This window comes from Cyanobium sp. N5-Cardenillas (genome assembly GCF_024345515.1).
In the GTDB taxonomy this organism is placed as follows: Bacteria; Cyanobacteriota; Cyanobacteriia; order PCC-6307; family Cyanobiaceae; genus Cyanobium.
Map to the genome: position 1 here is coordinate 1 of NZ_JAGQBG010000012.1, position 25,821 is coordinate 25,821.

The window sequence follows — 25,821 nt, forward strand, 5'->3', positions numbered from 1 at the left end:
GCTCTGCAACATGATCACCACCCAGGAGCTGCACCGCCGGCTGCATGGCAGCACCGGCATCGTGTTCACCTCCCTCTACCCGGGCTGCGTGGCCGACACTCCCCTGTTCCGCCACACTCCGCGGGCCACTCGGTGCATCCCTTCCGCGGCGAAGGGGAGCGCTGGTCAATCGCCTTCAACGTGGTGGCGGTGCCCCAGCCGCCGCCGCGGCCTGCCGCTGCGCCCGCAGCTGCCCAGGGGGCGCTCCAGGGCAATGTGTCCCTCTCCAGCACCCGGCCCCGGCCGGGGGGATTCGTGTAGGCCGCGGCATGCTGGATCCGGGCCCGCTGGAGCCCCTTCGTGACTCCCTGCTGGATTGGTGGGAGCCCCACGGCCGCCACGACATCCCCTGGAAGCGACACCCCGACGGATCGCGCCCCGGGGCTGGTGAGCCCCTCGACCCCTTCGGCGTGTGGGTTGCGGAGGTGATGCTGCAGCAGACCCAGCTGGCGGTGGTGCTGCCCTACTGGCACCGCTGGATGGCCGCCTTCCCCGACCTCAGAACCCTCGCCGCCTCCAGTGAGCATGACGCGCTGATGCTGTGGCAGGGCCTGGGCTACTACGCCCGGGCCCGCCGCCTGCACGCGGGGGCACAGCAGCTCGTCGCCGCTGAGCACCGGGCCCCAGCCGCTGGCCGTGACCCCTGGCCGCGCACCCTGGACGGCTGGATGGCCCTGCCGGGCATCGGCCGCAGCACCGCCGCCAGCATCCTGTCCTCCGCCTTCGATCTCCCCTATCCGATCCTCGATGGCAACGTCCAGCGGGTGCTGGCCCGGCTGGTGGCCCATCCGGAGCCACCGAAGCGGCAGCTGGCCCACTTCTGGCAGCTGAGCGAAACCGTCCTCGACCCCCATCGGCCCCGCGCCTTCAACCAGGCCCTGATGGACCTGGGCGCCGGTGTCTGCACCCCCCGCCAGCCCAGCTGCGGCGTCTGCCCCTGGCGCGGGCGCTGCGCTGCCTACGCTGCCGGCGACCCCGGCCGCTTCCCCGTGAAGGACACCCCCCCGCCCGTGCCGTTCCAGGTGATCGGGGTGGGGGTGGTGCGGGACAGCGAGGGGAAGGTGCTTATCGACCAGCGGCTCCCGGAGGGCCTGCTGGGTGGCCTGTGGGAGTTTCCTGGGGGCAAGCAGGAGCCGGGTGAGGCGATCGAAGCGACGATCGAGCGGGAGCTGCGCGAAGAACTGGCCATCGAGGTGACGGTGGGGGAGGAGCTGATCACCCTCGAGCACGCCTACAGCCACAAGCGGCTGTGCTTTGTGGTCCATCTCTGCCGCTGGCTGGCGGGGGAGCCGCAGCCCCTGGCCTCCCAGCAGGTGCGCTGGGTGGCGCCGGAGCAGCTCTCCAGCTACCCATTTCCGGCCGCCAACGCCCGCATCATCGCGGCGCTGCAGGCAAGGATCACGGCGGGGTGAGGCCTGGCGGCGTGATCCGGGCCAGACGGCCCTCGCCATCCTCAGGGTGGCTCAAGGCCACCTCCCAGGCGCCCTCCGGCCGGAAGCTGAGCCGCTCGGGCCACTCCACCGCCATCACGGCGCCGATGCGGCGGGCCTCCTCCTCCTCCTGGGCGAACAGTTCATCGGCCGCGGCAGCCTGCTCCAGCCGGTAGAGATCCAGGTGCACAAGGGCCGCCGCGCCAGCGTCGGGACCGGCATCGGTGTCGTAGTGCTGGGCCAGGGCGAAGGTGGGGCTGCTGATCGGTTCGGCGATGCCCAGGGCGGCGGCCAGCCCCTGCACGAGCGACGTCTTGCCCGTGCCCAGGTCCCCCCGCAGCAGCAGCAGGGCGCCGTCTCCGGCAGCAGCGGCGATCAGCTGCGAGGCCAGCCGCCGCCCCAGGGCGTCGGTGGCGGAGGGGTCCGCCAGATGGCACACCTCGATCGCGTCATGCGTTTCCACCCTTGTAGATTGCCCCCCAGCGAGCCCGAAGCCTCGGCGTCTCTGCAGATATTTCCACTTTTTCGTCCTCCCGTCCGGGAGCTTTCACTTCATGGTGGCAACACCTTCCAGCCCTGAGGCTGCCTTTGCTGGCCTTCAGGCGACCGCTTCCTATGTGATCGCCGATCTCGGCCTGGCCGACTGGGGCCGCAAGGAACTGGCGATCGCCGAAACCGAGATGCCCGGCCTGATGGCCCTGCGCGAGAAGTTCGGTGCCGAGCAGCCCCTGAAGGGCGCCCGGATCGCCGGCAGTCTGCACATGACCATCCAGACCGCCGTTCTGATCGAGACCCTGGTGGCCCTCGGCGCCGAAGTGCGCTGGGCCTCCTGCAACATCTTCTCCACCCAGGACCACGCCGCCGCCGCCATCGCCGCCGCCGGCATCCCGGTGTTCGCCTACAAGGGCGAAACCCTTGATGAGTACTGGGCCTTCACCCACCGCATCCTCGAGTGGAGCGACGGTGGCACGCCCAACATGATCCTCGACGACGGCGGCGATGCCACCGGCCTCGTGGTGCTCGGCAGCAAGGCCGAGAAGGATCTCTCGGTGCTCGACAACCCCTCCAGCGAAGAGGAGGTGGCCCTGTTCAACTCCATCCGCCAGCGGCTGGCGGTGCAACCCGGCTTCTACTCCCGCATCTACGCCAACATCCAGGGCGTCACCGAGGAGACCACCACCGGTGTGGCCCGTCTGTACCAGATGCAGAAGAGCGGTGAGCTGCCGTTCCCGGCCATCAACGTCAACGACTCGGTCACCAAGAGCAAGTTCGACAACCTCTACGGCTGCCGCGAATCGCTGGTCGACAGCATCAAGCGCGCCACCGATGTGATGGTGGCCGGCAAGGTGGCCCTGGTGCTGGGCTACGGCGACGTGGGCAAGGGTTCGGCCCAGTCCCTTCGCGGGCTCGGCGCCACGGTGATGATCGCCGAGATCGATCCGATCTGCGCCCTGCAGGCCGCCATGGAGGGCTATCGCGTCGTGCGTCTCGAGGACGTGGTGGCCGATGTGGACATCTTCGTGACCGCCACCGGGAACTACCAGGTGATCCGCCACGAGCACCTGCTCGCCATGAAGAACCAGGCGATCGTGTGCAACATCGGCCACTTCGACAACGAGATCGATGTGGCGTCCCTCAAGCAGTACGCCTGGGAGAACATCAAGCCCCAGGTGGACCACGTGATCCTGCCCAGCGGCAACCGGATCATCCTGCTGGCTGAGGGCCGGCTGGTAAACCTGGGCTGTGGCACCGGCCACCCCAGCTTCGTGATGAGCAACTCCTTCACCAACCAGGTGCTGGCCCAGATCGAGCTGTTCACCAAGGGTGAGGAGTACGGCAAGGAGGTCTACGTGCTGCCCAAGCACCTCGACGAGATGGTGGCCCGCCTGCACCTCGACCGGATCGGCGCCCGGCTCACCGAGCTCACCGCCGAGCAGGCGGCCTACATCGCCGTGCCCGTCGAAGGCCCCTACAAGCTCGACCACTACCGCTACTGAGCGGCGTCGGCCCGGCGCTGCTGGCAGCGTCCGGGCCGTCGTGGAAGACTGGCGCCTCTGATCCGGCTGCCCCGATGGCGATCGAACTGGTCCAGAAGCTGCCCGAGATGATCGGGGCGGCCGTGGAGGCCAACCCGGCAGCCGGCTATGGCGCGATCTTCGCGGCCATGTTTCTGGAGAACCTGTTCCCCCCGATTCCCTCCGAGCTGATCATGCCGCTCGGGGGGTTTTTCGTGCATCAGGGCAAGCTCTCCCTGGTGCCGGTGGTGCTGGCCGGCCTGCTGGGCACGGTTCTCGGCGCCCTTCCCTGGTACGGCATCGGCCGGTTGGTGAACGAGGAGCGCATCGAGCACTGGCTCGAGCGCCACGGACGCTGGATCGGCATCAGTCCCCAGGAGCTGCACCGCAGCCGCCGCTGGTTCAGCCGCCATGGCACGGCCCTGGTGTTCTGGGGCCGGCTGGTGCCAGGCATCCGCACCCTGATTTCCGTTCCTGCCGGCATCGAGATGATGCCGCTGACGCCCTTTCTGCTCTGGACCACCGCCGGCAGCCTGATCTGGACCCTGCTGCTGACGCTGGCGGGCCTGGCCCTGGGGGAGAGCTACACCAAGGTCGAGCTCTGGATCGAGCCCGCCGCCAAGGTGGTGAAGGTGCTGCTCGTGCTGGCCGTGCTGGCCGGGGGCGTGTGGCTGGGGCTGCGCATCTGGAAGCAGAGCCGGAACCGGCTCTGACAGTAAAAAAGGCGCCCCGGGGGGCGCCTTCTCTGGCTTCGGACGCTTGATAACCCGGCTGGGCCACTGGCACAAGCCCCCGCAGCGACAGCTGGGCAGAAATGCTCAGAAGGGCACTTCTTCCTCGCTGGGCTCGCCGCCACCGAAGCCCCCGCCGAAGCTGCCGCCACCGCCGCCCTCGGCATCGCGCTTGCTGCCGAGCAGCTCCAGCCGATCGACCCGGATCACGGGCTTGCTGCGCTCCTCACCGCTGGCCCGGTCCGTCCAGCGGTCGAGCTTGAAGGAGCCGATGATGCCGATCAGGGCCCCCTTGCGGACGTAGTCAGCGGCCACCTGGGCCTGCTTGCCCCAGATCTCCAGGTTGAACCAGTCCGGCTGGTCGTCGCGGCTGCGGCGGTTCACCGCCAGGGTGAGGTTGGCGACCATGCTGCCGGATTCGAAGTAACGGACCTCCGGGTCGCGGCCGGCCCGGCCGACGAGGGTGATGGAATTGACGCCCATGGCGTGCTCCTGGAACGAGTGGATCAATGATGGGGCACCCCGATCGGGGGCCTCTCCCTTTCCGTTCCACCCTTCGTCCCGGTTGTCACACCCACGGCGGCCTGACCGGTTGGCCGGGATGGCCCCACCTATGATTCACCGCTGCCAGAGGCCTTGCCCGTGTTTTTCCGCCGTTTCCAGTTCTCCCGCGACATCGGCATCGATCTGGGGACGGCCAACACACTGATGTACGTCTCGGGCAAGGGGATCGTGCTGCAGGAGCCGTCCGTGGTGGCGATTGACCTGGAGCGGGGCACCCCCCTGGCGGTGGGGGAGGAGGCCAAGCTGATGCTGGGCCGCACCCCCGGCAACATCCGGGCGATCCGGCCCCTGCGCGACGGGGTCATCGCCGACTTCGATGCCGCGGAGCAGATGATCAAGAGCTTCATCCAGAAGGGCAACGAAGGCCGCGGCGTTATCGCCCCCCGCCTGGTGATCGGCATCCCCAGCGGCGTCACCGGCGTCGAGCGACGCGCGGTGCACCAGGCCGGCCTGGCCGGTGCCCGGCAGGTGCACCTGATCGATGAGCCGGTGGCGGCCGCCATCGGCGCCGGCCTGCCGGTCACCGATCCGGTGGGCACGATGATCGTCGACATCGGCGGCGGCACCACCGAGGTGGCCGTGCTCAGCCTGGGCGGCACCGTGCTGAGCGAGTCGGTGCGGGTGGCGGGCGATGAGCTCAGCGACGCCATCAGCGTGTACCTCAAGAAGGTGCACAACCTGGTGGTGGGCGAGCGCACCGCCGAGGACATCAAGATCCGCATCGGCTCGGCGTTCCCCGACAACGGCCACGACGAGACCTCCATGGACGTGCGCGGTCTGCACCTGCTCTCCGGCCTGCCGCGCACGATCAACATCCGCGCCGGAGACATCCGTGAAGCCATGGCGGAGCCGCTCAACGTGATCGTCGAGGCGGTCAAGCGCACCCTGGAGCGCACCCCTCCCGAGCTGGCCGCCGACATCGTCGACCGGGGCATCATGCTGGCCGGCGGCGGTGCCCTGGTGCGGGGCATCTGCGACCTGATCAGCCACGAAACCGGCATCCTGACCCACGTGGCCGAAGACCCCCTGCTCTGCGTGGTCAACGGCTGCGGCATGGTCCTGGAGGACTACAGCCGGCTGGAGCGGGTGCTCGACACCCCTGAATTTCTCCGTCAGACGGCCTGATTCCCATGCCGGCATGGCGCTGGCTCCGTTTCGTCCAAGGCTCGTCCCTGCGACGGATCACCCCCTGGCTGCTCGTGCTGCTGGCCCTGGTGGCCGTGCGCCTCAGCAAGGGGGCCCTGGTCGCCGATACCTATGCCCTCCTGAGCCGACCCTTCTGGCCCGGGACGGCCCAGGCCGAATGGCTGCAGTCCGCCCGACGGGTGGAGGACGGGGCCCGGCTGGCCCAGCTGGAGCAGGACAACCAGCGGCTGCGGACCCTGCTGGAACTGCAGAAGCAGAATCCCAACCGGGTGACGGCCCCGGTGATCTCCCGGGATGGCTCCGGCTGGTGGCGGCAGCTGCTGCTCGGCCAGGGGGCCCTCAGCGGCATCCGGGCCGGCCAGGCGGTGCTCGGTCCGGGCGGTCTGGTCGGCCTGGTGGGCAGCGTCACGCCCAGCACCGCCAGTGTCACCCTGCTCACCGATCCCCGCAGCAGGGTCGGGGTGTGGGTGGGGCGCACCCAGCACCACGGCCTGCTCACCGGGATCGGCGCCGGCCGGCCCCTGCTGCGCTTCCTGGAGAAGGATCCCCAGGCCCGCCCCGGTGATGTGGTGGTGACATCGCCTGCCAGCACCCTGGTGCCGCCCAACCTGCCGGTGGGGGTGATCCAGACCATGGACGCCAACGCCGACCCGGCCCCGGAGGCGGTGGTCCAGCTGATCGCGCCGGTATCGGCCCTCGACTGGGTGCAGGTGCAGGTGCGCTGATGGACCTGCTCACCCGGCAGCCCCTGCTCGCCGCCTCGGCCCTGCTGGTGCCGTTGCTCGTCCTGGCCTCGCCGGGCTGGCTCAGCCTCGATGGCGTCGGCCCCTGCTGGGCGGTGCTGTGGCTGCTGCCCTGGGCCCTGAGCGACGGCCCGTTCTCCGGGGCCTGCGCCGGCCTCGCCCTGGGGCTGGTGCTGGATGCGGTGTACCCCGGCGGCGTCACCCAGGCGCCCGCCCTGCTGCTGCTGGGCTGGTGGTGGGGTCGGATGGGACGGCGGGCACCGCCGATCCAGCGCAGTTTCAGCCTCGGTCTGCTCGCCCTGCTGGGCACGGCCCTGCTCGGCCTCACCCTGATCCTGCAGTGGGGCGTCCAGGACTGGGTGGGCACCCGGGAGGCGATCCAGCTGGCCGGACCGGAGCTGGGCCGCCGCCTGGAGGGTCAGGGGGTGAACCCCGCCCTGCTGGCCCTGCCGGGGTGGCGCTGGGATGATCTGGCAGGTCCCGGCCTGCGGGTCCTGCTCTCCCAGACCCTGATCACGGCCCTGCTTGCCCCGATGCTCTGTTCCCTGCAGCTGCTGCTCTGGCGCCAGGTGGGCTCCGGCTGGCGGCGCTGAGTGATGCCCGGATCCCTGCCACGACGCCAGGCCCTGCGGCTGCTGGCCGCCCCCGTCGCCCTCGCCCTGGGCGCCGGAGCCTGCACGCGGGGGCCCAGGCCCGAAGCGGGCCAGGTGCTGAACGTCTGGACCCTGGATCTGGCGCCCCGCTTCAACACCTACATGCGGCGGGTGATCGCCGCCTGGGAGCAGGACCATCCCGGCGTGACGGTGCGCTGGACCGACGTGCCCTGGGGCTCGGTCGAACGCAAGCTGTTGGCGGCGGTGTTCGCCCGCACCGCCCCCGATCTGGTCAATCTCAACCCCAACTTCGCCGCCAACCTGGCCAGCAAGGGTGGGCTGCGGGACCTCACCCCCCTGCTCCCCCCCGACGCCGCCGATCGCTACCTGGCCGGCATCTGGACTTCGGGCCAGCAGCAGGGCGAGCAGTTCGGCATTCCCTGGTACCTGACGGCCCGGGTGACGATCGCCAACCGCCGCTTGCTGCAGCGGGCCGGCCTCGCCGCCCCGCCCCGCCGCTGGGAGGAGGTGCCGGCCTACGCCGAAGCCGTCCGGCGCCGCACCGGCCGCTACGCCCTGTTCGTCACCGTCGTCCCCGACGACTCCGGTGAACTGATGGAGGCGCTGGTGCAGATGGGGGTGCAGTTGCTGGACGACCGCCAGCGGGCGGCCTTCAACAGCCCGGCCGGTCGGCGGGCCTTCGCCTTCTGGAGCGACCTCTACCGCCGCGGGCTGCTGCCGCGGGAGGTGGTGAGCCAGGGGTACCGGCGGGCCATCGAGCTGTTCCAGGCCGGCGATCTGGCCCAGGTGGCGAGCGGGCCCGATTTCCTGCGCAACCTCCAGACCAACGCCCCCGGCATCGCCGCCACCTCGGCCCCCTTCCCGCCCCTGACCGGGGCGAACGGCGAGGCCAATGTGGCGGTGATGAACCTGGTGGTTCCCCGCCAGAGCACCATGGCCCCGGAGGCGGTGAGCTTCGCCCTGTTCCTGAGTGATGCGGCCAACCAGCTGGCCTTCGCTGAGGAGGCCCGGGTGCTGCCCTCCTCCAGGGGAGCGCTGCAGAGCCTGGAGCGCAGGCTGCGGGGGGCGGTGCCCAGCGATGGCCAGGAACGCCTGGTGCACAGCGCCCGGCTGCTTTCGATCGAGACCCTGGCCCAGGCCCGGGTGCTGGTGCCGGCCACCCCGGGGGTGAAGCGGCTGCAGGCGATCCTTTACACCCAGTTGCAGCGCTCCATGCTGGGGCAGCTCGACAGCGACGCGGCCCTGGCTGAAGCCGCGTTGCAGTGGAACCGCTACGCCGAGGCCCGCTGGCCCTGAGGGCAGGGGCGGGCGGGTCAGGGTTTCCGAAGATATGTTTCCTTCCGCCCAGAACCCCGCTGCCGGAGCCGATTCCGTGCTCACAGCCCCAAACGGCTTCGCGTTATGGTTGCGATTCTTCATCCGAGTGGACCGGAGCGATGCCCATGCCCACGGTTGCCTCCTCCTTCACCGATGGTGCTGATCTGGAGGCTTCCGCGGGGGGTGGTTCCCCCTCACAGCCGATCGCGACCCTGCTGGTGGTCGACGACGAGGCGGCGGTGCGTCGTGTGCTGCTGATGCGGCTCCAGCTGGCGGGCTACAGGGTGCTCTGTGCCGAGGACGGCGAGGAGGCCCTGGCCCTCTTCCACCAGGAGCAGCCCGACCTGGTCGTGCTCGACGTGATGCTGCCCAAGCTCGACGGCTTCGCCGTCTGCCGGCGCCTGCGGGCCGAATCCTGCGTGCCGATCATCTTCCTCTCCGCCCTCGATGCCATCGCCGAGCGGGTGGCGGGCCTGGATCTGGGGGCCGACGACTACCTGCCCAAGCCCTTCAGCCCCAAGGAACTCGAGGCCCGCATCTCCACGATCCTGCGACGCATGGGCCGGGGGGCGGCCACCAGCGAACCGCGGGAGCTGCCCACCGGCTCCGGTGTGCTGCGGGTGGGCGATCTGGTGGTCGACACCAACCGCCGTCAGGTGACCCGCGAGGGGCAGCGCATCGCCCTCACCTACACCGAATTCAGTCTGCTGGAGCTGCTCTTCCGGGAACCGGGCCGGGTGGTGCCGCGGGCCGAGATCCTCGAGCAGCTCTGGGGCTATCCCCCCCGTCGGGCCGCCGACCTGCGCGTGGTAGATGTCTACGTGGCCCGGCTGCGGGGCAAGCTCGAGCCCGATCCCCGCAACCCCGAGCTGATCCTCACGGTGCGGGGCACGGGCTACGCCTCCCAGCGGATGGGCGAGGCCTCCCTGGCTGCCGCAGGCTGAACCGTGCCCTGAAGCCGACGCCGGCCGGTCCTGCAGGATGGGCAGCGACCCTTCTCCATCGCCCTGCCTGCCTTGTCGGATCTGCGTGAGACCCGTCTGGAGAAAGCCCGCACCCTGGAGTCCCTCGGTCGGGCCCCCTATGCCCTCGGCTTCGCCCCCAGCCACCGCACCGCCGAGCTGCAGCTGGCCCATGCCGACCTGCCCAACGGCGAGGAGCGGGCGGTGGAGGTGGCCGTCGCCGGCCGGGTGATGACCCGCCGGGTGATGGGCAAGCTGGCCTTCTTCACCATCGCCGACGAATCAGGCCCGATCCAGCTGTTCATCGAGAAGGCCACCCTGCTGGCGGCCCACCCGGAGGAGCCCGATGCTTTCGCCCAGATCACCTCCCTGGTGGATGGCGGCGACTGGATCGGGGTGCACGGCAGCCTGCGCCGCACCGATCGGGGCGAGCTTTCGGTCAAGGTGACCGACTGGGTGATGCTCACCAAGGCACTCCAGCCCCTGCCCGACAAGTGGCACGGCCTGGCGGACGTGGAGAAGCGCTACCGCCAGCGCTATCTCGATCTGATCGTCTCCCCCCACACCCGCGAGACCTTCCGGCGCCGGGCGCGGCTGGTGAGCGCCATGCGCCGCTGGCTCGACGATCGCGGCTTCCTCGAGATCGAGACGCCCGTCCTGCAGACCGAGGCCGGCGGTGCCGACGCCCGCCCCTTCGCCACCCACCACAACACCCTCGACCTGCCCCTCACCCTGCGCATCGCCACCGAGCTGCACCTCAAGCGGCTGGTGGTGGGCGGATTCGAGCGGGTCTATGAGCTCGGGCGCATCTTCCGCAACGAGGGGATCAGCACCAGGCACAACCCCGAATTCACGTCGGTGGAGATCTACCAGGCCTTCGCCGATTACCACACGATGATGGACCTCACCGAGCAGCTGCTGGCCGCGGCCTGCCTGGAGGTCTGTGGGGACACCCGTCTCACCTACCAGGGTGCGGAGATCGACCTCACCCCGCCCTGGCGGCGGGTCACCATGCATGAGCTGGTGCAGCAGGCCACCGGCCTGGATTTCAACGGCTTCAGCGATCGCGCCCAGGCGGCCGCGGCCATGGAGGCCGCCGGCCTGGCCGCCCCCGAGGCGGCCGACAGTGTGGGCCGGCTGCTGGTGGAAGCCTTCGAGCAGGCGGTGGAGACCACCCTCGAGCAGCCCACCTTCGTGATGGATTACCCGGTGGAGAACTCCCCCCTGGCCCGGGCCCATCGCAGCAAGCCGGGCCTGGTGGAGCGCTTTGAGCTGTTCATCGTCGGGCGGGAGACGGCCAACGCCTTCAGCGAGCTGATCGACCCGCTGGATCAGCGGGCCAGGCTGGAACTGCAGCAGCTGCGCCGCCAGGCGGGGGACCCCGAAGCCCAGACGGTCGATGAGGATTTCCTGCACGCCCTGGAGGTGGGCATGCCCCCCACCGGCGGCCTCGGCATCGGCATCGACCGGCTGGCGATGCTGCTCACCGACAGCCCCTCGATCCGTGACGTGATCGCCTTCCCCCTGCTGCGCCCGGAGGCCCGCGAGAAGGCCGGAACCGACGCAGTGGGATAATGGTCCCCAGTAGGCCTTCTCCCCCTCGGGGCTCTGGTATGAGTGGTGAGCGCGTCGGTTTTCGCTTTCAACACGCCGATGCTGTGGTGAAGCGCAATCCCCAGGGGCGATCCCGCCGTGGCTGGGTCATGGAACCGGTGGAACAGACCACCAGCCGGGGAACCAAGATGCCCGCCTATCGCATCCGCTGGCGGGACAGTGAACGTCCGGAGATCGTGCTGCAGCACATGCTGATCGCCGATCCCGATCCCACCCCGCCGCCGGAGGGGGTGAGCCTGGTGCCCCCGGTTCCCAAGAAGTAGCGCTCAGATCCAGCCCCGCCAGCGGTAGGCCAGCAGGCCCAGATGCTCCCGCATGGCGGTGGTGGTCAGCACCAGGGCTTCGGCACTGGGCAGCACGCTCAGGATGCTGCCGGCCAGGGTCGGGGTGCCGAAGGAGCGCCGGTCGGGCAGCTGGAAGTCGCAGGCCACCGGGATGATCCGGAACTCGGGCGCAGCCCGGCGAAGGGTGGCCAGCGAGCGGGGCAGGTGGGTGGCGCTGGTGACCAGCAGCAGGGAGCTCCAGCCCCGCTGCCGGGCCAGCCGCACCAGGGCGGCGGTCTCCTCCGCCGTGTTGCGCCCCTCTTCGCTGGTGACGATCCGATCGGCCGCCACCCCCAGGCTGGTGGCCAGGGCCTTGGCCAGCCGGGCCTCGCCGGCGGCCGGATCGTTGGCCATGAAGGTGACCCTGCCGCCGGTCACCAGCAGCCAGGGGGCCTTGCCCTCACGCATCAGGGCCACGGCGCGCAGCAGCCGGTCGCCGGCCTCGTTCACCTCCACCCCCTGGCGGGGCGGCAGGGCCGGCCGCAACCCTCCCCCCAGCACCAGCACCGCATCGGCGGTGGGGATCGGGGTAGGCGTCAGCCGGGCGGCCCGTTCCTCCAGCCCCCACACCAGCTGGCGGCTGAGCAGGGGCGTGGCCGCCAGCCAGAGCAGCACGATCCCCACGCCGGAGAGCACCGGACCGAAGCGGCGCTGGCGGTTGGCCAGGCCCGCGATCTGGAGCAGCAGGGCCAGGCCCAGGGGGTAGAGGCCGAGCGGCAGCAGTTTGGAGAGCAGAAAACCCATGGTGTGGGGGGGCTCATCGCTGCTGGCGCCGCTTCAGCTCCTGCAGCTCCTGCTGGGCCTCGAACCGGGCCCAGTCGGCCTCCAGATCGGGGGTGGCGGCGGGGCCGGAGCTGCGCTGGCTGGTGAGCTCGGCCAGCTCCTGCTCGACAGTGGCGAAGCGCTGGCCCAGGTCGGTGAGGCCCTGCCAGCGCTGGCGGCCCTGGTCCATCAGGCCCGCCACATGGGCTTCGGCGCGGCCGGCCAGCTCCCCGGCCCCGGCGCTCCGTGCCCGGCCGATCCGTTCCTGCCACTGGCGGATCTCCTCGGCCAGCTTCAGCAGTTGCCGCCGCTGCTCCTCGGCCTGCTGCCGCAGGCGCACCCGGTCGGCCAGCAACTGCCGCTGCCGGTCGCGGGCGGCCTGGCCCCGCAGCAGCTCCTCCTGCTGGGGATTGGTGCGCAGGAAGCCTTCCAGCTGCTGATCCAGCCGCGCCTCCAGTTCCTCCAGCCAGTTGCTCATGGCGTGGGTTCGCCGGGGGCACGGGTGATCAGGGGCGCTTCGATCTCCTCCTCGAGGGGCGTGATCGCCGCCTCGCGGGAGCGCAGCAGCAGCTGGGTGAGCCGGGCGATGGCCCCTTCCCCCAGGTCCTGCTCGCCGATGCGGTCGAAGGCCTTGCGGTACAGATCCTCGAGTTCCTCGATCAGCCCTTCCCGCACCCCGCGCATGGACTGCCGCTGCTCCTCCCTGCTCATGGATCACTCCGCTGCTGTTCCGAGTCTGCCTGCACCAGCAGATGCAGGGCGAAATCGCCGGCCGGGTCGCTCCAGCGGCCCACCCCCCGCCAGCCGGCCGTGGCCGCCAGGGTGAGGAAGGCCTCGGGGCCGTACTTGTAGCTGTACTCCGTGATCAGCGGCTCACCGGCCGCGAACGGCCAGCACCGGCCCGCCAGCCGCACCTCCAGCGCCCGGCGGCTCACCAGAGCCATGGCGATACGGCCCTGCTCGGCGTCCCACCAGGCCCGGTAGGCGAAGTCGGCCGCCTGGAAGTCGCCGTCCAGATCGCGGTTGAGCCGGGTGAGCAAGTTGCGGGCGAAGGCCTCCGACCAGCCAGCGGCGTCGTTGTAGGCCGCCTCCAGCCGTTGCACCGCCTTGGGCTGGTCGATGCCGATCAGCAGGCGGCTGCCGGCCCCCAGCAGCCGGCGGAACTGGCGCAGCAGCGCCTGGGCGCCGGCGGGATCGAAGTTGCCGATCGAACTGCCCGGGTAGAAGCCCAGCCGGCTGTGGCCCTCCAGGGCAGGGTGATCCGGCAGCTGCTCCAGGCGGCTGTAGTCGCAGCAGATGCCCAGCACCGGCAGGTCGGGGTGGCGGCGCTGCAGGGCCCGGCAGGCGGGCGCCAGGTGGTCGGCGCTGATGTCGAGGGCCACGTAGGCGGCCGGCTCCAGGGCGCCCAGCAGCGGGCTCACCTTGCGGGCGCTGCCGGCCCCAAATTCCACCACCACCCCGGGGCCGAGGGCGGCGGCCAGCTCGGCCGCCCGCGCCTCCAGGAGGGCCGTTTCGGTGCGGGTGAGGCCGTACTCCGGCTGCTCGCAGATCGCCTCGAACAGGCGCGACCCCTCGGCGTCGTACAGCAGCCAGGCCGGCAGCTGCTTCGGCTGGCGTCCCATGCCCTCGATCACCAGCCTGGCCATGTCGGCCGGCTCGGGATGGAGGTCGATCAGCACGGCTCGATGGCGCCGTCCCGGGCCAGGCGCAGGCCGGCGGCCATCCAGCGGCAGTGGGGGGCAAAGAAGTTGCGGTAGGTGGGGCGGGCGTGGCCCGCCGGGGTGAGGAAGCTGCTGCCCCGGAGCACGAACTGTGAGGTCATGAACTTGCCGTTGTATTCCCCCACCGCACCGGCGGCGGGTTGGAAGCCGGGGTAGGGACGGTAGGGGGTGGCGGTCCACTGCCAGAGGGCCCCGAAGGCCTGGGGCAGGGGGCGGCCGCCCGGTTGGGCGGTTTCCGTCACCACCAGCTCCCATTCGGCTTCGCTGGGCAGCCGGCCGCCACTCCAGCGGGCGAAGGCATCGGCCTCGAACCAGCTCAGGTGTCGCACCGGCGCCTGGGGGTGGCGCGGCCGGCGGCCCGCCAGGCTGAATTCCCAGTCGCCGCGCCAGTAGCGCGGGGCGCACCAGCCCCGCTCCTGCACCACCGCCCAGCCCTCGCTCATCCACAGCTCCGGCCGCCGGTAGCCGTCATCGGCGATGAAGGCGGCGTAGGCCTCGTTGGACACCAGGGTTTCGGCGAGGCTGAAGGGCTCCAGCCACTGGCGGTGCCGGGGGGCCTCGTTGTCGAAGTGGAAACCGTCGCCTTCATGGCCGATCGCCACCAGGCCGCCGGGGTGGGGGCGCCAGCCGCCGGCGATTCCCGGCGCCCCGGCCCCGGGGGGCTCCTGGCCATAGGCGGGCTCCAGCGGGTTGCGGCTGAAACCGTCGAGCAGATCCATCAGCAGCAGCTCCTGGTGCTGCTGCTCGTGCTGCAACCCCAGTTCCACCAGCTCCAGCAGGGGGCCGGCCGTCTCGGCGGGCTGGCGATCCAGCTCCAGCAGCAGCGTCTTCAGCCCGGCGTCGACGCGCCGGCGCCAGGCCAGCACCTCGCCGATGGCCGGGCGGGTGAGCAGACCCCGCTGGGGGCGGGGGTGGCGGCTGCCGATCGCCTCGTAATAGGAGTTGAACAGATGGCCCCAGCGGCGATCGGGGGTGTCGTGGCCGCTCAAGTGGGGCTCGAGCAGGAAGGTCTCGAAGAACCAGGTGGTGTGGCCCAGGTGCCACTTGGCCGGGCTGGCATCGGCCATGCCCTGCAGGCAGAGGTCCTCAGGTTCGAGGCCGTCGATCAGGTGCTCGCTGTGTTGCCGTACCGCCTGGAGCCGTTGCAGGAGCCTGGTGCTGTCCGCCGGGGAGTGTGCCCTGGAGCCCATGGACCTGACCTTCTCTGGGGCCGACCTTAGGGATGTTCCCTACGATCCGCCCACGCAGCCATGGAGAAGGCCAGCCGCATGGGAGCCCACAGCGATGGCATGACGACGGGGATCACCGCAGGTTTCAGTGGCGCGGTGGGCCGGACGCCCCTGATCCGGCTTCATGCCCTCAGCGCCCTCACCGGCTGCGAGATCCTCGGCAAGGCGGAGTTCATGAACCCCGGCGGGTCGGTCAAGGACCGGGCCGCTCTGGGCATCCTCCAGGAGGCGGAGGCCAGCGGCCAGCTGCAGCCGGGGGGCACGGTGGTGGAAGGCACCGCCGGCAACACCGGCATCGGCTTGACCCACCTCTGCAATGCCCGCGGTTACCGCTGCCTGATCGTCATCCCCGAAACCCAGTCGGCGGAGAAGATCGGCCTGTTGCGCAGCCTCGGCGCCGAGGTCCGCACAGTGCCGGCGGTGCCCTACAGCGACCCAGCCAACTACGTGCGCCTCTCCGGCCGCATCGCCGAGGAGACGCCCGGAGCCGTGTGGGCCAACCAGTTCGACAACCTCGCCAACCGGCGGGCCCACTACGGCAGCACCGGGCCGGAGATCTGGCAGCAGACCGGCGGCCGGCTGGATGCCTGGGTGGCCGCCACCGGCACCGGCGGCACCTATGCGGGGGTGGCCCTCTATCTCAAGGAGCAGGATCCCAGGGTCCGCTGCGTCCTGGCCGATCCCTGCGGCAGCGCCCTCTACAGCTGGGCCACCGACGGCAGCCTCAAAAGTGAGGGGAATTCGGTCACCGAAGGCATCGGCAACAGCCGCGTCACCGCCAACCTGGCGGGGGCCCCGATCGACGACGCGGTGCGGATCGACGACCCCATGGCCCTGCGCACGATCTACGGCCTGCTGTGGCAGGAGGGCCTGTTCATGGGCGGGTCGGTGGGGATCAACGTGGCGGCGGCGGTGGAGACGGCCCGGCGGCTGGGGCCGGGCCATCGCATCGTCACCGTGCTTTGCGACAGCGGCGACCGCTACCGCTCCCGCCTCTACGACCGTGATTGGCTGGCGGGCCGCGGCCTGGAGCAACCCGAGCGCGACGGCGCGGCCCTGATCCCATGACATCGGCAGCCGCAGCCCCGGGTCAGGTGATCGGCGGCCGCTACCGGCTGGAGCGCTGCCTCGGCACAGAGAACGCCGGCCCCCAGGGGGCGTTGTGGCTGGCCAGCGACCAGCTCGCCGCCGACGCGCCCGTGGCCCTGCGCCGCATCGGACCGGAACAGGACCAGGCCCGGGCCAGGGACCTCTGGTCGCGGCTGCAGGGGGTGCTCCATCCCCAGGTGCCCCGCATCGGCGCCGTGATCGAGTCCGACGACCAGCTCTGGCTGGTGCGGGAGTGGCAGGCGGGCCGCACCTACCAGCAGTTGCTGGAGCTGCGCTCGGAACGCCAGCTGGTGTTCGGGGCGGGGGAGGTGCTGCTGCTGCTGCGCCAGCTGCTGCCGGTGCTGGCCGCCCTGCACAGCCAGGACCTGCTGCATGGGGACCTCAGCCCCGCCAACCTGCTGCGCCGCGACAGCGACGGGCTGCCTGTGCCCCTCGATTTCGGCCTGGTGCGGGGCAGTGCCGGCGGCAGCGCCGGGGAGCGGCTGCTGGGCGCCACGCCCGGCTACGCACCGCCGGAGCTGGCTAGGGGCGAACCCGCCCAGCCCTGGATGGATCTGCACGCCCTCGGGGTGGTGGCCCTGGTGCTGCTGAGCGGTGATGCCCCGGAGGGCCTGCTCGATCCGACCACGATGCAGTGGCGCTGGCCGGCGGCCCTGGAGGCCGAGCCGGAGCTGCGGCACCAGCTGCAGCGCCTGCTGAGCCGCCATCCCGACGAGCGATTCGCTTCGGCCGGGCAGGCCCTGGTGGCGTTCCAGTCCCTGGCGATGCCCGACAGCACCGGCCCCGTGCCCCGGGCGGATCGCACCGTGATCCTGGTGCCCGCTGCGGCGCCTGCTCCGCCCCCGCCGCCGCCACCGGAACGGGTGCCGGCGGCGGCCATCGCCCGGGACGGGGTGGCCGCCGAGGCCCCCCGTCCGTCCGAATCGCCCCGGGTGGAGCCCCAGCTGCCGCTCCGCATGGCGGCCCCGCCGCCGCCGCCCGCCGCCGTCGCTGGCCCCGACAGCCTGCGGCGCCGCCACGAGGCACGGGAGGAGGCGGCCGAGGGGGGCTTCTGGCCGGTGCTGATCGCCCTGGTGCTGTCCGCCGTGGTCGGCACGGCGGTGGGCTGGTGGTGGCTGAGCCGCGGCAAGGTGGCCACGCCGCCCCCCGGCGGGGTGCCCGAGCTTCCCAGCAGCCTGCCCCCCTCGGAGGTGGATCAGCGCCAGCAGCTGCTCAACCGCCTGCGGGCCATGCAGGTCGACCGGGCCTGGTTCCTCAGCCTGCTGGATGCGGCCCTGCTGGCCCAGTACCCCGAACGCAACGGCCGGCTCCCGTCCGACACCCTCGAGGACGCCCCGCTGCGACGGGTCTGGAACGAGCTGGCTGAGGAATGGCTGGCCCGGGTGGAGCAGCTGCCCCTGCCCCTGCGCCGGCGCCTGGGCAACTTCAGCGCCAGCGACTGGGAGGCGCGCCAGGCCGGTTTCGTGCGCCAGGGCCTGAGTCCGGCGGTGCTGCGGGAGCTGGTGTCGGCGAGTGTGCAGAACCTGCTGCCGAGCCGCGCCTCCCAGGCGATGCCGCCGGAACCCTTCCGCCAGATCTGGTACGCCGCCGCTGATCTGACCCTGGAGAACCTCAGGATCGAGCCGATCGAGGCCCCCTCCGGCGCCACCCAGGTCCTGAGTGCCGAAGTGCCCGCCAGCGGCGCCCGGCTGTTCCCGATCCGGCTGCCCGCCGGCCATGGCCTGGCTCTTGGGGTCAACGGCTCCCCCCTGCTGCAGATGAGTGTCTTCTCCGCCGAGGGCACCCCGCTGGAGGCCAGGGGGCCGCTGCGGGTGGTCACCCTGGGCTCCCAGAAGGGCTCGCCGGTGCAGCTGCTCCTCACCAACGACGGCGTCGCCCCGGCCCTGATCCGGTTGTCGCTGCGGGCCGACCCGCCGGCCCCCACGCCCCCACCGGCCCCGGACGCCCCAGCCGCCCCCGAGGAGACCCCGGAAACGCCAACCGAGCCCGCGCCGGCCAGCCCCGGGGTCGCTCCGGCGCCCGCCGGGCCAGCGGCCCCCACGCCGCCGCCGCCCGTGGAACCCGCCAACCCCTGAGGGTGCCGCTCAGAGCCGGGCGACGGCGGCCCGGGTCTCCTTGGCGATCTGCTTGTTCTTTTCGTCCTGGCGCTTGTCGTGCAGCTTGCGGCCCTTGCCCAGGCCGATGGTGATCTTGATCCAGGAGCCCTTGAGGTGCAGGTTGAGGGGGATCAGGGTGAGGCCCTTCTGGTCGAGGGCGACGCGCAGCTTGTCGATCTCGCGGCGGTGGGCCAGCAGCTTGCGCACCCGCAGCGGCTCGTGGTTGAAGAACTTGCCGGCGTGGCTGTGGGGGGAGATGTGAACGTTGTGAAGCTGCATCTCGCCGTTGCGGATCAGGCAGAAGCCGTCGCGCAGGTTCACCTGGCCGGCCCGGATCGACTTCACCTCGGTGCCGAGCAGTTCGATGCCGGTCTCGAGGGTCTCGAGAATCTCGTACTGGTGCCGGGCCAGGCGGTTGTCGGCCAGCAGCCGGTTGGCCGGATCGGCGCCCTTGGCACCACCGCCCTTCCTGCCGGGCCCCTTCGCCATCGCCGCGTTCCTGATCACCTGGGTGCTCCCCGACCCTAGGCAGCAGCCGGTACCCTCCAACCATGGCGATCATCTCTTCGGGGGGAGTGGCCGGGCCTGTCCCGGGAGTGGGCGGGCGTGTCCCGGGAGCCGGCAGGGCCAGGGCCGGCACCGACACCTCGGAGCGCCTGGTTGATCCCACCGCCCGGCATGAGGAGGAGCCGGTGGTCCGGGAGGACGGGCTGCGGCCCCGGCGCCTGGCGGACTACATCGGCCAGAGCGAACTGAAGCAGGTGCTGGGCATCGCCGTGGAGGCCACCCGCCGCCGCCAGGAGGCCCTCGACCACGTGCTGCTCTACGGCCCCCCCGGCCTCGGCAAGACCACCATGGCCCTGGTGCTGGCCGAGGAGCTGGGGGTGCGCTGCCGCATCACCAGCGCCCCGGCCCTGGAGCGACCGCGCGACATCGTCGGCCTGCTGGTGAACCTGCAGCCCCGTGAGGTGCTGTTCATCGATGAGATCCATCGACTGAACCGCGTGGCCGAGGAGATCCTCTACCCGGCGATGGAAGACTTCCGCCTCGATCTCACCGTGGGCAAGGGCACCACCGCCCGCACCCGCAGCCTGGACGTGGCCCCCTTCACCCTGGTGGGGGCCACCACCCGCGCCGGTTCGCTGAGCTCGCCGCTGCGGGATCGCTTCGGCCTGATCCAGCGGCTGGAGTTCTACGGCCAGGGCGACCTCGAGGCGATCGTGGTGCGTGCCGCGGGCCTGCTGCAGCTGCCCCTGCGGCCCTGCGCTGCCCAGGAGGTGGCCCGCCGTTGCCGGGGCACGCCCCGCATCGCCAACCGCCTGCTGCGCCGGGTGCGGGACGTGGCGGCGGTGGGGGGACACGGCCAGATCGACGCGGCGCTGGTGGAGGAGGCCCTCTCCCTGCACCGGGTGGATGGGCGCGGCCTTGATGCCAGCGACCGGCGCCTGCTGCGCCTGATGCTGGAGGCCTATGGCGGCGGCCCGGTCGGGCTCGAAACCCTTGCGGCGGGGCTGGGGGAGGATCCCGCCACCCTCGAAGCGGTGGTGGAGCCCTACCTGCTGCAGCTGGGGTTCCTGCAGCGCACGCCCCGGGGGCGGATCGTGACCGCTGCAGGCCGCGCCCACCTCGATGGTCCTGCTGCGGTGGCGGCGTGAAGCAGCGAAAGGCGGCGGTTCTGTCTGTGCTGGCCTTGCTGCTGGCGGGGCTCCTGGCCTGGGCGCCGGCGGTGCGGGCCGATGCCGGCGGGGCGGTGGTGTCGCCGCCCTTACCGGTGCTGTTCGACCGGGCCCTGGCCGCCAGCCGCGAGGGGCGCTTCGGCGAGGCCCTGCCCCTGTGGGACGAGGTGGTGGAGCTGGCGCCAGAAGATGCCTCGGCCTGGAGCAACCGGGGCAACGTGCAGCTGGCCCTGGGGGATCCGCTGGCGGCGATCGCCGACCAGGACCAGGCCATCGAGCTGGAGCCCGCCAGCGCCGACCCCCATCTCAACCGCGGCACCGCCGAGGAGGCCCTGGGCCTGTGGCCGGCGGCCGCCGCCGATTACCGCTGGATCCTGGAGCGGGATCCGGAGGATGCCTCCGCCCTCTACAACCTGGGCAATGTGGACGGCTCCCAGGACGACTGGCCGGCAGCCCGCCAATGCTTTGAGGCGGCCGCCGCCGCCCGGCCCGGCTTCGCCATGGCCCGCTCCAGCGCCGCCCTGGCCGCCTTCCAGCTGGGGGACACCACGGCGGCGGAGAAACAGCTGCGCGACCTGATCCGCCGCTACCCCCTGTTCGCCGATGCCCGCGCCGGCCTCACGGCGTTGCTCTGGCAAAAGGGCGCCCGGGGGGAGGCGGAAAGCCACTGGGCCGCGGCCTCCGGCCTCGATCCCCGCTACCGGCAGGAAGAATGGCTGCTGCAGATACGGCGCTGGCCGCCCGTTCCCGTGCAGGCTCTGGCCCAGTTCCTGGCCCTGGCCCCCTGAAACGCACCCACCCATGACCCCGTTGTCCTTTTCCCCCATGGCCCCGGCTGATGCCAGCTGGGAGGCGCTCGGGATGGACGCGACCCTGCAGGCGGCGTTGCCGGAGCTGATCCAGCTGCGGCGCCACATCCACCGCCACCCCGAGCTGAGTGGCCACGAGCAGCAGACCGCCGCCCTGGTGGCGGGCGAGCTGCGCCGCTGGGGCTGGGACGTGCGCGAAGGGGTGGGGCGCACCGGCGTCGTGGCCGAACTGGGGCCGTTGGGAGCTCCCCTGGTGGCCCTGCGGGCCGACATGGACGCCTTGCCGATCGAGGAACGCACACAGCTGGCCTACGCCTCAAGCCGCCAGGGCCTGATGCACGCCTGCGGCCACGACATCCACACCACCGTGGGCCTGGGGGTGGCGCGGCTGCTGGCCAGCGTGGCCGACCGGCTCACGGCCAGGGTGCGGCTGCTGTTCCAGCCGGCGGAGGAGACGGCGGAGGGGGCGGCCTGGATGCGCGCCGACGGAGCCATGGATGGGGTGCAGGCCCTGTTCGGGGTGCACGTGTTCCCCAGCCTGGCGGTGGGAACCGTGGGGGTGCGCAGCGGCAGCCTCACGGCCGCGGCGGGGGAACGGGAGGGGGAGGTGCTGGGCGAAGGGGGCCATGGTGCCCGCCCGCACCAGAGCACCGATGCGATCTGGATCGCCGCCCGGGTGGTGAGCGGCCTGCAGGAGGCGATCAGCCGCCGGCTCGACCCGCTGCATCCGGTGGTGGTGAGCTTCGGGCTGATCGAAGGCGGCAAGGCGTTCAACGTCATCGCCGACCATGTGCGGCTGCTGGGCACGGTGCGCTGCCTGGATCTGGAGGTGCACGCCCAGCTGCCGGGCTGGATCGAAGACACGGTGCATGCCCTCTGCCGCGGCCATGGCGGCGAGGCCCGGGTGCACTACCGCTGCATCTCGCCGCCGGTACACAACGATCCCGAGCTCACCCAGCTGGTGGCCGACGCGGCCGTGGCCCTGCTGGGCCGCCCCCGGGTGCAGTGGCTGGAGCAGCCGTCGCTGGGGGCCGAGGACTTCGCCGAACTGCTGGCCAACACCCGCGGCACGATGTTCCGCCTGGGGGTGGCGGGACCCGGTGGCTGCTCGCCCCTGCACAGCAACAGCTTCGATCCCGACGAGGGCTGCCTGGAGGTGGGCATCAAGGTGCTGGCCCTCAGCCTGCTGCGCTGGATGGAGCGGCCGGTTTGAGCGTCCGTCGGGCCCCTCGCTTCCTGGCCGCCCTGCTGGCCCTCTCCGCGCCGCTGCTGATCCTGCTGGCCCTGCTGGTGCTGCTCACCCGCCAGGGCACCGATCGGCTGCCGGCGATTCCCGCCCTGGTGATCGGCTGCGGGCTGCTGGGCACCAGCGCCCTGCGCCGCCGCCGCCGCCGGGCCGAGTTGCTGCGTGCGCTGCGCCAGGGGCCACAGGTCTGAAGCGCGCTGCGCCAAGGTGAAGGATCTATGCCGTGATCCCCGTGAGTGCGTCCACCCCCGATCTGGAAGCGGCACGGCAGGCGATCGCCTCGGGTGACCCCAGCCGGGCGATGCCGGCCCTGGCGGGCCTGCGGGCGGTGGAGGCGGAGGCGGCCATCCCGTTGCTGCTGCTGGGGCTGGAGCAGACCACCTTCGTGATCCGCTCGCTGGCCTGCGCCGGACTGGGGGTGAAGCGCAGCGAGCTGGGCTGGGCGGCCCTGGAGCAGGCCGTGCGGCAGGACGAGGACGCCAACGTGCGCGCCGAGGCGGCCAACGCCCTGGCCAGCTATGGGGTGGAGCGGGCCTGGCCCCTGCTGCGGGACGCCTTCGTGGCCGATGACCAGTGGCTGGTGCGCTGCAGCATCCTCTCGGCCCTGGCGGAGCAGGAGGCGATGCCGGCGGCCTGGCTGCTGGAGCTGGCGCGGCTGGCTGTGGCCGATGGCGACGGCACGGTGCGGGCCGGCGGGGCTGAGATCCTGGGGCGCCTCGTGCGGGATGGCCGGGGGCCGGAGGCGGCCGAGGCCCGCGAAGCTCTGGCGTCGCTCCAGGGCGACGGCGACCACCGGGTGACGGCCATTGCTTTGGACGGCCTGCAGGCCTGACGCCTGTACTTGCACCTGCGCCGATTGGGCGGTTCGTGGGCCCCGGGGAAGGGGTGGCGCGCCGTTTCACGGTTCTGTACAGCCTGTACAGAACTCTGAATCATGGTTGCGGAGCCCTGCCCCCTTTCCGCCTTGGCCCCACCCCGGTTCAGCCTTGCTAGGTTTCGGGCGTCACTAGGGGTGCCCGGCGCAGGATCCATCGATCGCTTCGCCCAGGGCTGAGATCACACCCTCCGAACCTGATCCGGGTCATGCCGGCGCAGGGAAGTGCGGAAGCTCTCAGGCTGCGCCCCCATTTCGGCCCCATCGTCTCCTTCCGTCATGCGCAGCGCCTGGATCCAGAAGCGTCGTGGTCAAGCCAACGTCACCCAGCTGCATTACGCCCGCCAGGGGGTGATCACCGAGGAAATGGCCTACGTGGCGAAGCGGGAAAACCTGCCCGAGTCGCTGGTGATGGAGGAGGTGGCCCGGGGCCGCATGATCATCCCGGCCAACATCGAGCACCCTGGCCTGGAGCCGATGGCGATCGGCATCGCGTCGAAGTGCAAGGTGAACGCCAACATCGGCGCCTCCCCCAATGCCTCCGACCTCAACGAGGAGGTGGAGAAGCTGAAGCTGGCGGTGAAGTACGGCGCCGACACCGTGATGGACCTCTCCACCGGCGGTGTGAACCTCGATGAGGTGCGCACGGCGATCATCAACGCCTCCACGGTGCCGATCGGCACGGTGCCCGTGTACCAGGCGCTGGAGAGCGTGCACGGCTCGATCGAGAAGCTCGACGCCGACGATTTCCTGCACATCATCGAGAAGCACTGCCAGCAGGGCGTCGACTATCAGACGATCCATGCGGGCTTGCTGATCGAGCACCTGCCGCTGGTGAAGGGCCGGCTCACCGGGATCGTGAGCCGCGGCGGCGGCATCCTGGCCCAGTGGATGCTCTACCACCACAAGCAAAACCCACTCTTCACCCGCTTCGAGGACATCTGCGAGATCTTCAAGCGCTACGACTGCAGCTTCTCCCTGGGGGATTCGCTGCGGCCCGGCTGCCAGCACGATGCCTCCGATGCGGCCCAGCTGGCGGAACTGAAGACCCTGGGTGAACTCACCCGCCGCGCCTGGAAGCACGACGTGCAGGTGATGGTGGAGGGTCCGGGCCATGTGCCGATGGACCAGATCGAGTTCAATGTCAAAAAGCAGATGGAGGAGTGCAGCGAGGCGCCCTTCTACGTGCTCGGCCCCCTCGTCACCGACATCGCCCCCGGCTACGACCACATCACCAGCGCCATCGGCGCGGCCCTGGCCGGCTGGCATGGCACGGCGATGCTCTGCTATGTGACGCCGAAGGAGCACCTGGGCCTGCCCAACGCCGAAGACGTGCGCGAGGGCCTGATCGCCTACAAGATCGCCGCCCACGCCGCCGACATCGCCCGCCACCGCCCCGGCGCCCGCGACCGCGACGACGAGCTCAGCCGGGCCCGCTATGCCTTCGACTGGAACAAGCAGTTCGACCTGAGCCTTGATCCGGAGCGGGCCCGCGAGTACCACGACGAAACCCTGCCGGCCGACATCTACAAGCAGGCCGAGTTCTGCTCGATGTGCGGCCCCAAGCACTGCCCGATGCAGACCAAGATCACCGACGAGGACATCGAAGGTCTGGAGCAGGTGCAGGCCGAGCAGAAGAAGGCCCAGGGGGAACCGCTGGGGGTTTGAAGCTGGGGGGCGGCTCGATCCGCCCCAGTTGGAGATTCAGGGCGCACCTTCCGAGACGGGCGTGTTGCTCTTGGTGAGGCGTTTCCGGAAGCGTTGGCCTTGACTAGGGAGTTTGGCGCCGTCTGATCAGAATATCAGTTTTGAGTGTAAGTCGTGGGCGAAGGCAACTGGATCGGGCTGGGAGGGTGAGTTGGTTAAACTTCTGTGGCCGAAAGCCTATGCGGTTCACGGACCTGTTAACCATGACTGGCGTTGGGGATTAAGATTGGAGTGTCATTGCGTGCCATGGGATTATGAGCCTCCGTTACTTAAATCCTCTGATACTTCTAGAAAGGACCTGCTAGCCGGTGGGGTTTTGCGGAACCGCCGAAGAACTTGTTAGACTTCAGTTCGACACCTAAAGGAACATAGAAATGATCGTTGATAAAATCAAAACACTGCTTCGCCCACTCAGGAAAGCATTGAGAAAACCTCCCGATCGATTCTTAATGGACGTTTCGGGGGTTGTTCATGTTGGCGCAAATCTTGGACAAGAGCGTGAACTCTACAGCACTCATGGCTTGAGAGTGGTCTGGGTTGAGCCAATTCCTGAAGTTTTCACCCAACTCAATTACAATATCTGTGGCTTCAAGAGCCAGCGTGCATTTCAAGCCCTTGTTACAGACGTTGACGATAAGCAGTACGAGTTTCACGTCGCAAATAACGATGGAGCATCATCGTCCATATTAGAGCTGAAGCAACACAGAGATATTTGGCCTGGCGTCCACTACTCGACAACGTTGATCCTCAAGAGCATAACTTTAGCCAGTTTATTTTTGAGAGAGCATTTAGACGCAAGTCAATATCAGGCATTGATTATGGACACACAAGGATCGGAGCTACTTGTTTTGCGAGGAAGCCTTCCAATTCTGAATTCGTTCAAATACATCAAGACCGAAGTGCCTGACTTTGAGTCTTATGAAGGATGCTGCCAGCTTTCAGGCATCAATGAATTTATGATTGAACATGGATACAAAGAGTTCTCTCGCGTCAAGTTCGCTAGCCGGGCAGAGGGTGGGAACTACTTTGATGTTGTCTACAAAAGGCATGCCTGACAAGGCGCTGCACCGAACGGCGATTCCGCTGCACTCCA

Annotated in this window: 28 protein-coding genes, 1 pseudogene and 1 riboswitch; of the genes and pseudogenes, 21 read left to right on the top strand and 8 right to left on the bottom strand. The window is 70.3% G+C overall.

Features of this window, described 5'->3' with window-relative positions:
* The 3 genes and pseudogenes from KBZ04_RS01855 to mutT all read left to right on the top strand — a co-directional run.
* Nucleotides 1-139 (top strand): annotated as a pseudogene (locus tag KBZ04_RS01855) (protochlorophyllide oxidoreductase); the annotation flags it as partial.
* Nucleotides 133-300, top strand: coding sequence for a hypothetical protein (locus KBZ04_RS01860; RefSeq protein ID WP_315860026.1), 168 nt, complete (start codon nucleotides 133-135; stop codon nucleotides 298-300). The pseudogene KBZ04_RS01855 and the gene KBZ04_RS01860, both read left to right, overlap by 7 nt.
* Nucleotides 301-308: 8 nt before the next feature.
* Nucleotides 309-1,451, top strand: a complete 1,143-nt coding sequence (gene mutT, locus KBZ04_RS01865) for an 8-oxo-dGTP diphosphatase MutT (protein ID WP_254990210.1) — start codon at nucleotides 309-311, stop codon at nucleotides 1,449-1,451.
* Here mutT and tsaE read toward each other — a convergent pair.
* A complete protein-coding gene (gene tsaE, locus KBZ04_RS01870) occupies nucleotides 1,438-1,932 on the bottom strand; it encodes a tRNA (adenosine(37)-N6)-threonylcarbamoyltransferase complex ATPase subunit type 1 TsaE (RefSeq protein WP_254990211.1) in 495 nt (164 codons plus the stop codon). The two genes, mutT and tsaE, sit on opposite strands and share 14 nt — an antisense overlap.
* Before the next feature lie 91 nt (nucleotides 1,933-2,023).
* On the opposite strand from tsaE, the gene ahcY reads away from it, so the two are divergent.
* Both ahcY and KBZ04_RS01880 read left to right on the top strand, forming a co-directional pair.
* Nucleotides 2,024-3,466: an adenosylhomocysteinase gene (ahcY, locus tag KBZ04_RS01875; RefSeq protein WP_254990212.1), complete on the top strand. Its 1,443-nt coding sequence runs from the start codon at nucleotides 2,024-2,026 to the stop codon at nucleotides 3,464-3,466.
* Nucleotides 3,467-3,540: 74 nt separating this feature from the next.
* Nucleotides 3,541-4,197, top strand: coding sequence for a DedA family protein (locus KBZ04_RS01880; protein WP_254990213.1), 657 nt, complete (start codon nucleotides 3,541-3,543; stop codon nucleotides 4,195-4,197).
* Nucleotides 4,198-4,302: 105 nt separating this feature from the next.
* On the opposite strand, the gene KBZ04_RS01885 is transcribed toward KBZ04_RS01880, so the two are convergent.
* A complete protein-coding gene (locus tag KBZ04_RS01885; protein ID WP_254990214.1) occupies nucleotides 4,303-4,698 on the bottom strand; it encodes a single-stranded DNA-binding protein in 396 nt (131 codons plus the stop codon).
* A gap of 159 nt (nucleotides 4,699-4,857) precedes the next feature.
* On the opposite strand from KBZ04_RS01885, the gene KBZ04_RS01890 reads away from it, so the two are divergent.
* The 7 genes from KBZ04_RS01890 to KBZ04_RS01920 all read left to right on the top strand — a co-directional run bounded on the left by KBZ04_RS01890 (nucleotide 4,858) and on the right by KBZ04_RS01920 (nucleotide 11,438).
* Nucleotides 4,858-5,904, top strand: a complete 1,047-nt coding sequence (locus KBZ04_RS01890) for a rod shape-determining protein (RefSeq protein ID WP_254990230.1) — start codon at nucleotides 4,858-4,860, stop codon at nucleotides 5,902-5,904.
* 5 nt (nucleotides 5,905-5,909) lie between these two features.
* Nucleotides 5,910-6,650: a rod shape-determining protein MreC gene (gene mreC / locus KBZ04_RS01895; RefSeq protein ID WP_254990215.1), complete on the top strand. Its 741-nt coding sequence runs from the start codon at nucleotides 5,910-5,912 to the stop codon at nucleotides 6,648-6,650.
* Nucleotides 6,650-7,261: a rod shape-determining protein MreD gene (locus KBZ04_RS01900; RefSeq protein ID WP_254990216.1), complete on the top strand. Its 612-nt coding sequence runs from the start codon at nucleotides 6,650-6,652 to the stop codon at nucleotides 7,259-7,261. Before mreC ends, KBZ04_RS01900 begins: the two co-directional genes overlap by 1 nt.
* A 3-nt stretch (nucleotides 7,262-7,264) precedes the next feature.
* Nucleotides 7,265-8,578: an ABC transporter substrate-binding protein gene (locus KBZ04_RS01905; protein WP_254990217.1), complete on the top strand. Its 1,314-nt coding sequence runs from the start codon at nucleotides 7,265-7,267 to the stop codon at nucleotides 8,576-8,578.
* Nucleotides 8,579-8,718: 140 nt separating this feature from the next.
* Nucleotides 8,719-9,543 (top strand): response regulator transcription factor RpaB, encoded by an 825-nt coding sequence (rpaB, locus tag KBZ04_RS01910; protein ID WP_254990218.1) that lies wholly within the window; start codon nucleotides 8,719-8,721, stop codon nucleotides 9,541-9,543.
* Between the two features lie 72 nt (nucleotides 9,544-9,615).
* Nucleotides 9,616-11,136, top strand: a complete 1,521-nt coding sequence (gene lysS, locus KBZ04_RS01915; RefSeq protein ID WP_254990219.1) for a lysine--tRNA ligase — start codon at nucleotides 9,616-9,618, stop codon at nucleotides 11,134-11,136.
* Between the two features lie 38 nt (nucleotides 11,137-11,174).
* On the top strand, nucleotides 11,175-11,438 hold the full coding sequence (locus KBZ04_RS01920; RefSeq protein ID WP_015109772.1) for a hypothetical protein: 264 nt from the start codon (nucleotides 11,175-11,177) through the stop codon (nucleotides 11,436-11,438).
* 3 nt (nucleotides 11,439-11,441) lie between these two features.
* On the opposite strand, the gene KBZ04_RS01925 is transcribed toward KBZ04_RS01920, so the two are convergent.
* From KBZ04_RS01925 to egtB, 5 genes are read right to left on the bottom strand one after another with little or no spacing between them, the layout of a single operon-like run.
* Nucleotides 11,442-12,242, bottom strand: coding sequence for a YdcF family protein (locus tag KBZ04_RS01925; RefSeq protein WP_254990220.1), 801 nt, complete (start codon nucleotides 12,240-12,242; stop codon nucleotides 11,442-11,444).
* A gap of 13 nt (nucleotides 12,243-12,255) precedes the next feature.
* Nucleotides 12,256-12,738, bottom strand: coding sequence for a hercynine metabolism protein (locus KBZ04_RS01930; RefSeq protein WP_254990221.1), 483 nt, complete (start codon nucleotides 12,736-12,738; stop codon nucleotides 12,256-12,258).
* Nucleotides 12,735-12,971 carry a hercynine metabolism small protein gene (locus tag KBZ04_RS01935; protein WP_254990222.1) on the bottom strand — a complete coding sequence of 79 codons (237 nt, stop codon included), beginning with the start codon at nucleotides 12,969-12,971 and terminating at the stop codon, nucleotides 12,735-12,737. Before KBZ04_RS01935 ends, KBZ04_RS01930 begins: the two co-directional genes overlap by 4 nt.
* Nucleotides 12,968-13,906, bottom strand: coding sequence for an L-histidine N(alpha)-methyltransferase (gene egtD, locus KBZ04_RS01940; RefSeq protein WP_254990231.1), 939 nt, complete (start codon nucleotides 13,904-13,906; stop codon nucleotides 12,968-12,970). The genes KBZ04_RS01935 and egtD overlap by 4 nt, the downstream gene beginning before the upstream one ends.
* A 26-nt stretch (nucleotides 13,907-13,932) precedes the next feature.
* Nucleotides 13,933-15,171, bottom strand: a complete 1,239-nt coding sequence (gene egtB / locus KBZ04_RS01945; RefSeq protein WP_254990223.1) for an ergothioneine biosynthesis protein EgtB — start codon at nucleotides 15,169-15,171, stop codon at nucleotides 13,933-13,935.
* Between the two features lie 78 nt (nucleotides 15,172-15,249).
* On the opposite strand from egtB, the gene KBZ04_RS01950 reads away from it, so the two are divergent.
* Both KBZ04_RS01950 and KBZ04_RS01955 read left to right on the top strand, forming a co-directional pair.
* Nucleotides 15,250-16,278 (top strand): cysteine synthase A, encoded by a 1,029-nt coding sequence (locus KBZ04_RS01950; RefSeq protein ID WP_254990224.1) that lies wholly within the window; start codon nucleotides 15,250-15,252, stop codon nucleotides 16,276-16,278.
* Nucleotides 16,275-18,395 carry a serine/threonine protein kinase gene (locus KBZ04_RS01955; RefSeq protein ID WP_254990225.1) on the top strand — a complete coding sequence of 707 codons (2,121 nt, stop codon included), beginning with the start codon at nucleotides 16,275-16,277 and terminating at the stop codon, nucleotides 18,393-18,395. The genes KBZ04_RS01950 and KBZ04_RS01955 overlap by 4 nt, the downstream gene beginning before the upstream one ends.
* 9 nt (nucleotides 18,396-18,404) lie before the next feature.
* On the opposite strand, the gene smpB is transcribed toward KBZ04_RS01955, so the two are convergent.
* Nucleotides 18,405-18,905: an SsrA-binding protein SmpB gene (gene smpB, locus KBZ04_RS01960; RefSeq protein ID WP_015109764.1), complete on the bottom strand. Its 501-nt coding sequence runs from the start codon at nucleotides 18,903-18,905 to the stop codon at nucleotides 18,405-18,407.
* 62 nt (nucleotides 18,906-18,967) lie between these two features.
* Between smpB and ruvB the strand changes: the two genes are divergently transcribed.
* The 7 genes from ruvB to KBZ04_RS01995 all read left to right on the top strand — a co-directional run bounded on the left by ruvB (nucleotide 18,968) and on the right by KBZ04_RS01995 (nucleotide 25,783).
* Nucleotides 18,968-20,071, top strand: coding sequence for a Holliday junction branch migration DNA helicase RuvB (ruvB, locus tag KBZ04_RS01965; RefSeq protein ID WP_254990226.1), 1,104 nt, complete (start codon nucleotides 18,968-18,970; stop codon nucleotides 20,069-20,071).
* Nucleotides 20,068-20,880 carry a tetratricopeptide repeat protein gene (locus KBZ04_RS01970; protein WP_409995922.1) on the top strand — a complete coding sequence of 271 codons (813 nt, stop codon included), beginning with the start codon at nucleotides 20,068-20,070 and terminating at the stop codon, nucleotides 20,878-20,880. Before ruvB ends, KBZ04_RS01970 begins: the two co-directional genes overlap by 4 nt.
* A gap of 73 nt (nucleotides 20,881-20,953) precedes the next feature.
* Nucleotides 20,954-22,114: an amidohydrolase gene (locus tag KBZ04_RS01975; protein WP_254990233.1), complete on the top strand. Its 1,161-nt coding sequence runs from the start codon at nucleotides 20,954-20,956 to the stop codon at nucleotides 22,112-22,114.
* The gene (locus KBZ04_RS01980; protein ID WP_254990227.1) at nucleotides 22,111-22,338 is read left to right on the top strand and encodes a DUF3188 domain-containing protein; all 228 of its coding nucleotides are present in this window, start codon (nucleotides 22,111-22,113) and stop codon (nucleotides 22,336-22,338) included. Before KBZ04_RS01975 ends, KBZ04_RS01980 begins: the two co-directional genes overlap by 4 nt.
* 41 nt (nucleotides 22,339-22,379) lie before the next feature.
* Nucleotides 22,380-22,979 (top strand): HEAT repeat domain-containing protein, encoded by a 600-nt coding sequence (locus KBZ04_RS01985; protein WP_409995923.1) that lies wholly within the window; start codon nucleotides 22,380-22,382, stop codon nucleotides 22,977-22,979.
* 166 nt (nucleotides 22,980-23,145) lie between these two features.
* Nucleotides 23,146-23,262, top strand: a riboswitch (TPP riboswitch).
* Nucleotides 23,263-23,300: 38 nt separating this feature from the next.
* Complete coding sequence (gene thiC / locus KBZ04_RS01990) at nucleotides 23,301-24,689, top strand: phosphomethylpyrimidine synthase ThiC (protein WP_254990228.1); 1,389 nt, start codon at nucleotides 23,301-23,303, stop codon at nucleotides 24,687-24,689.
* Between the two features lie 413 nt (nucleotides 24,690-25,102).
* Complete coding sequence (locus tag KBZ04_RS01995) at nucleotides 25,103-25,783, top strand: FkbM family methyltransferase (protein ID WP_254990229.1); 681 nt, start codon at nucleotides 25,103-25,105, stop codon at nucleotides 25,781-25,783.
* The last annotated feature ends 38 nt before the right edge of the window (nucleotides 25,784-25,821 follow it).

Bases quoted from the DNA above. Each gene is read 5' to 3' on its own strand.
- mutT (WP_254990210.1), top strand. From the start codon at position 309: ATGCTGGATCCGGGCCCGCTGGAGCCCCTTCGTGACTCCCTGCTGGAT.
- ahcY (WP_254990212.1), top strand. From the start codon at position 2,024: ATGGTGGCAACACCTTCCAGCCCTGAGGCTGCCTTTGCTGGCCTTCAG.
- KBZ04_RS01880 (WP_254990213.1), top strand. From the start codon at position 3,541: ATGGCGATCGAACTGGTCCAGAAGCTGCCCGAGATGATCGGGGCGGCC.
- KBZ04_RS01885 (WP_254990214.1), bottom strand. From the start codon at position 4,698: ATGGGCGTCAATTCCATCACCCTCGTCGGCCGGGCCGGCCGCGACCCG.
- mreC (WP_254990215.1), top strand. From the start codon at position 5,910: ATGCCGGCATGGCGCTGGCTCCGTTTCGTCCAAGGCTCGTCCCTGCGA.
- KBZ04_RS01900 (WP_254990216.1), top strand. From the start codon at position 6,650: ATGGACCTGCTCACCCGGCAGCCCCTGCTCGCCGCCTCGGCCCTGCTG.
- KBZ04_RS01905 (WP_254990217.1), top strand. From the start codon at position 7,265: ATGCCCGGATCCCTGCCACGACGCCAGGCCCTGCGGCTGCTGGCCGCC.
- rpaB (WP_254990218.1), top strand. From the start codon at position 8,719: ATGCCCATGCCCACGGTTGCCTCCTCCTTCACCGATGGTGCTGATCTG.
- KBZ04_RS01920 (WP_015109772.1), top strand. From the start codon at position 11,175: ATGAGTGGTGAGCGCGTCGGTTTTCGCTTTCAACACGCCGATGCTGTG.
- KBZ04_RS01925 (WP_254990220.1), bottom strand. From the start codon at position 12,242: ATGGGTTTTCTGCTCTCCAAACTGCTGCCGCTCGGCCTCTACCCCCTG.
- KBZ04_RS01930 (WP_254990221.1), bottom strand. From the start codon at position 12,738: ATGAGCAACTGGCTGGAGGAACTGGAGGCGCGGCTGGATCAGCAGCTG.
- KBZ04_RS01935 (WP_254990222.1), bottom strand. From the start codon at position 12,971: ATGAGCAGGGAGGAGCAGCGGCAGTCCATGCGCGGGGTGCGGGAAGGG.
- egtD (WP_254990231.1), bottom strand. From the start codon at position 13,906: ATGGCCAGGCTGGTGATCGAGGGCATGGGACGCCAGCCGAAGCAGCTG.
- egtB (WP_254990223.1), bottom strand. From the start codon at position 15,171: ATGGGCTCCAGGGCACACTCCCCGGCGGACAGCACCAGGCTCCTGCAA.
- KBZ04_RS01950 (WP_254990224.1), top strand. From the start codon at position 15,250: ATGGGAGCCCACAGCGATGGCATGACGACGGGGATCACCGCAGGTTTC.
- KBZ04_RS01955 (WP_254990225.1), top strand. From the start codon at position 16,275: ATGACATCGGCAGCCGCAGCCCCGGGTCAGGTGATCGGCGGCCGCTAC.
- smpB (WP_015109764.1), bottom strand. From the start codon at position 18,905: ATGGCGAAGGGGCCCGGCAGGAAGGGCGGTGGTGCCAAGGGCGCCGAT.
- ruvB (WP_254990226.1), top strand. From the start codon at position 18,968: ATGGCGATCATCTCTTCGGGGGGAGTGGCCGGGCCTGTCCCGGGAGTG.
- KBZ04_RS01975 (WP_254990233.1), top strand. From the start codon at position 20,954: ATGGACGCGACCCTGCAGGCGGCGTTGCCGGAGCTGATCCAGCTGCGG.
- thiC (WP_254990228.1), top strand. From the start codon at position 23,301: ATGCGCAGCGCCTGGATCCAGAAGCGTCGTGGTCAAGCCAACGTCACC.
- KBZ04_RS01995 (WP_254990229.1), top strand. From the start codon at position 25,103: ATGATCGTTGATAAAATCAAAACACTGCTTCGCCCACTCAGGAAAGCA.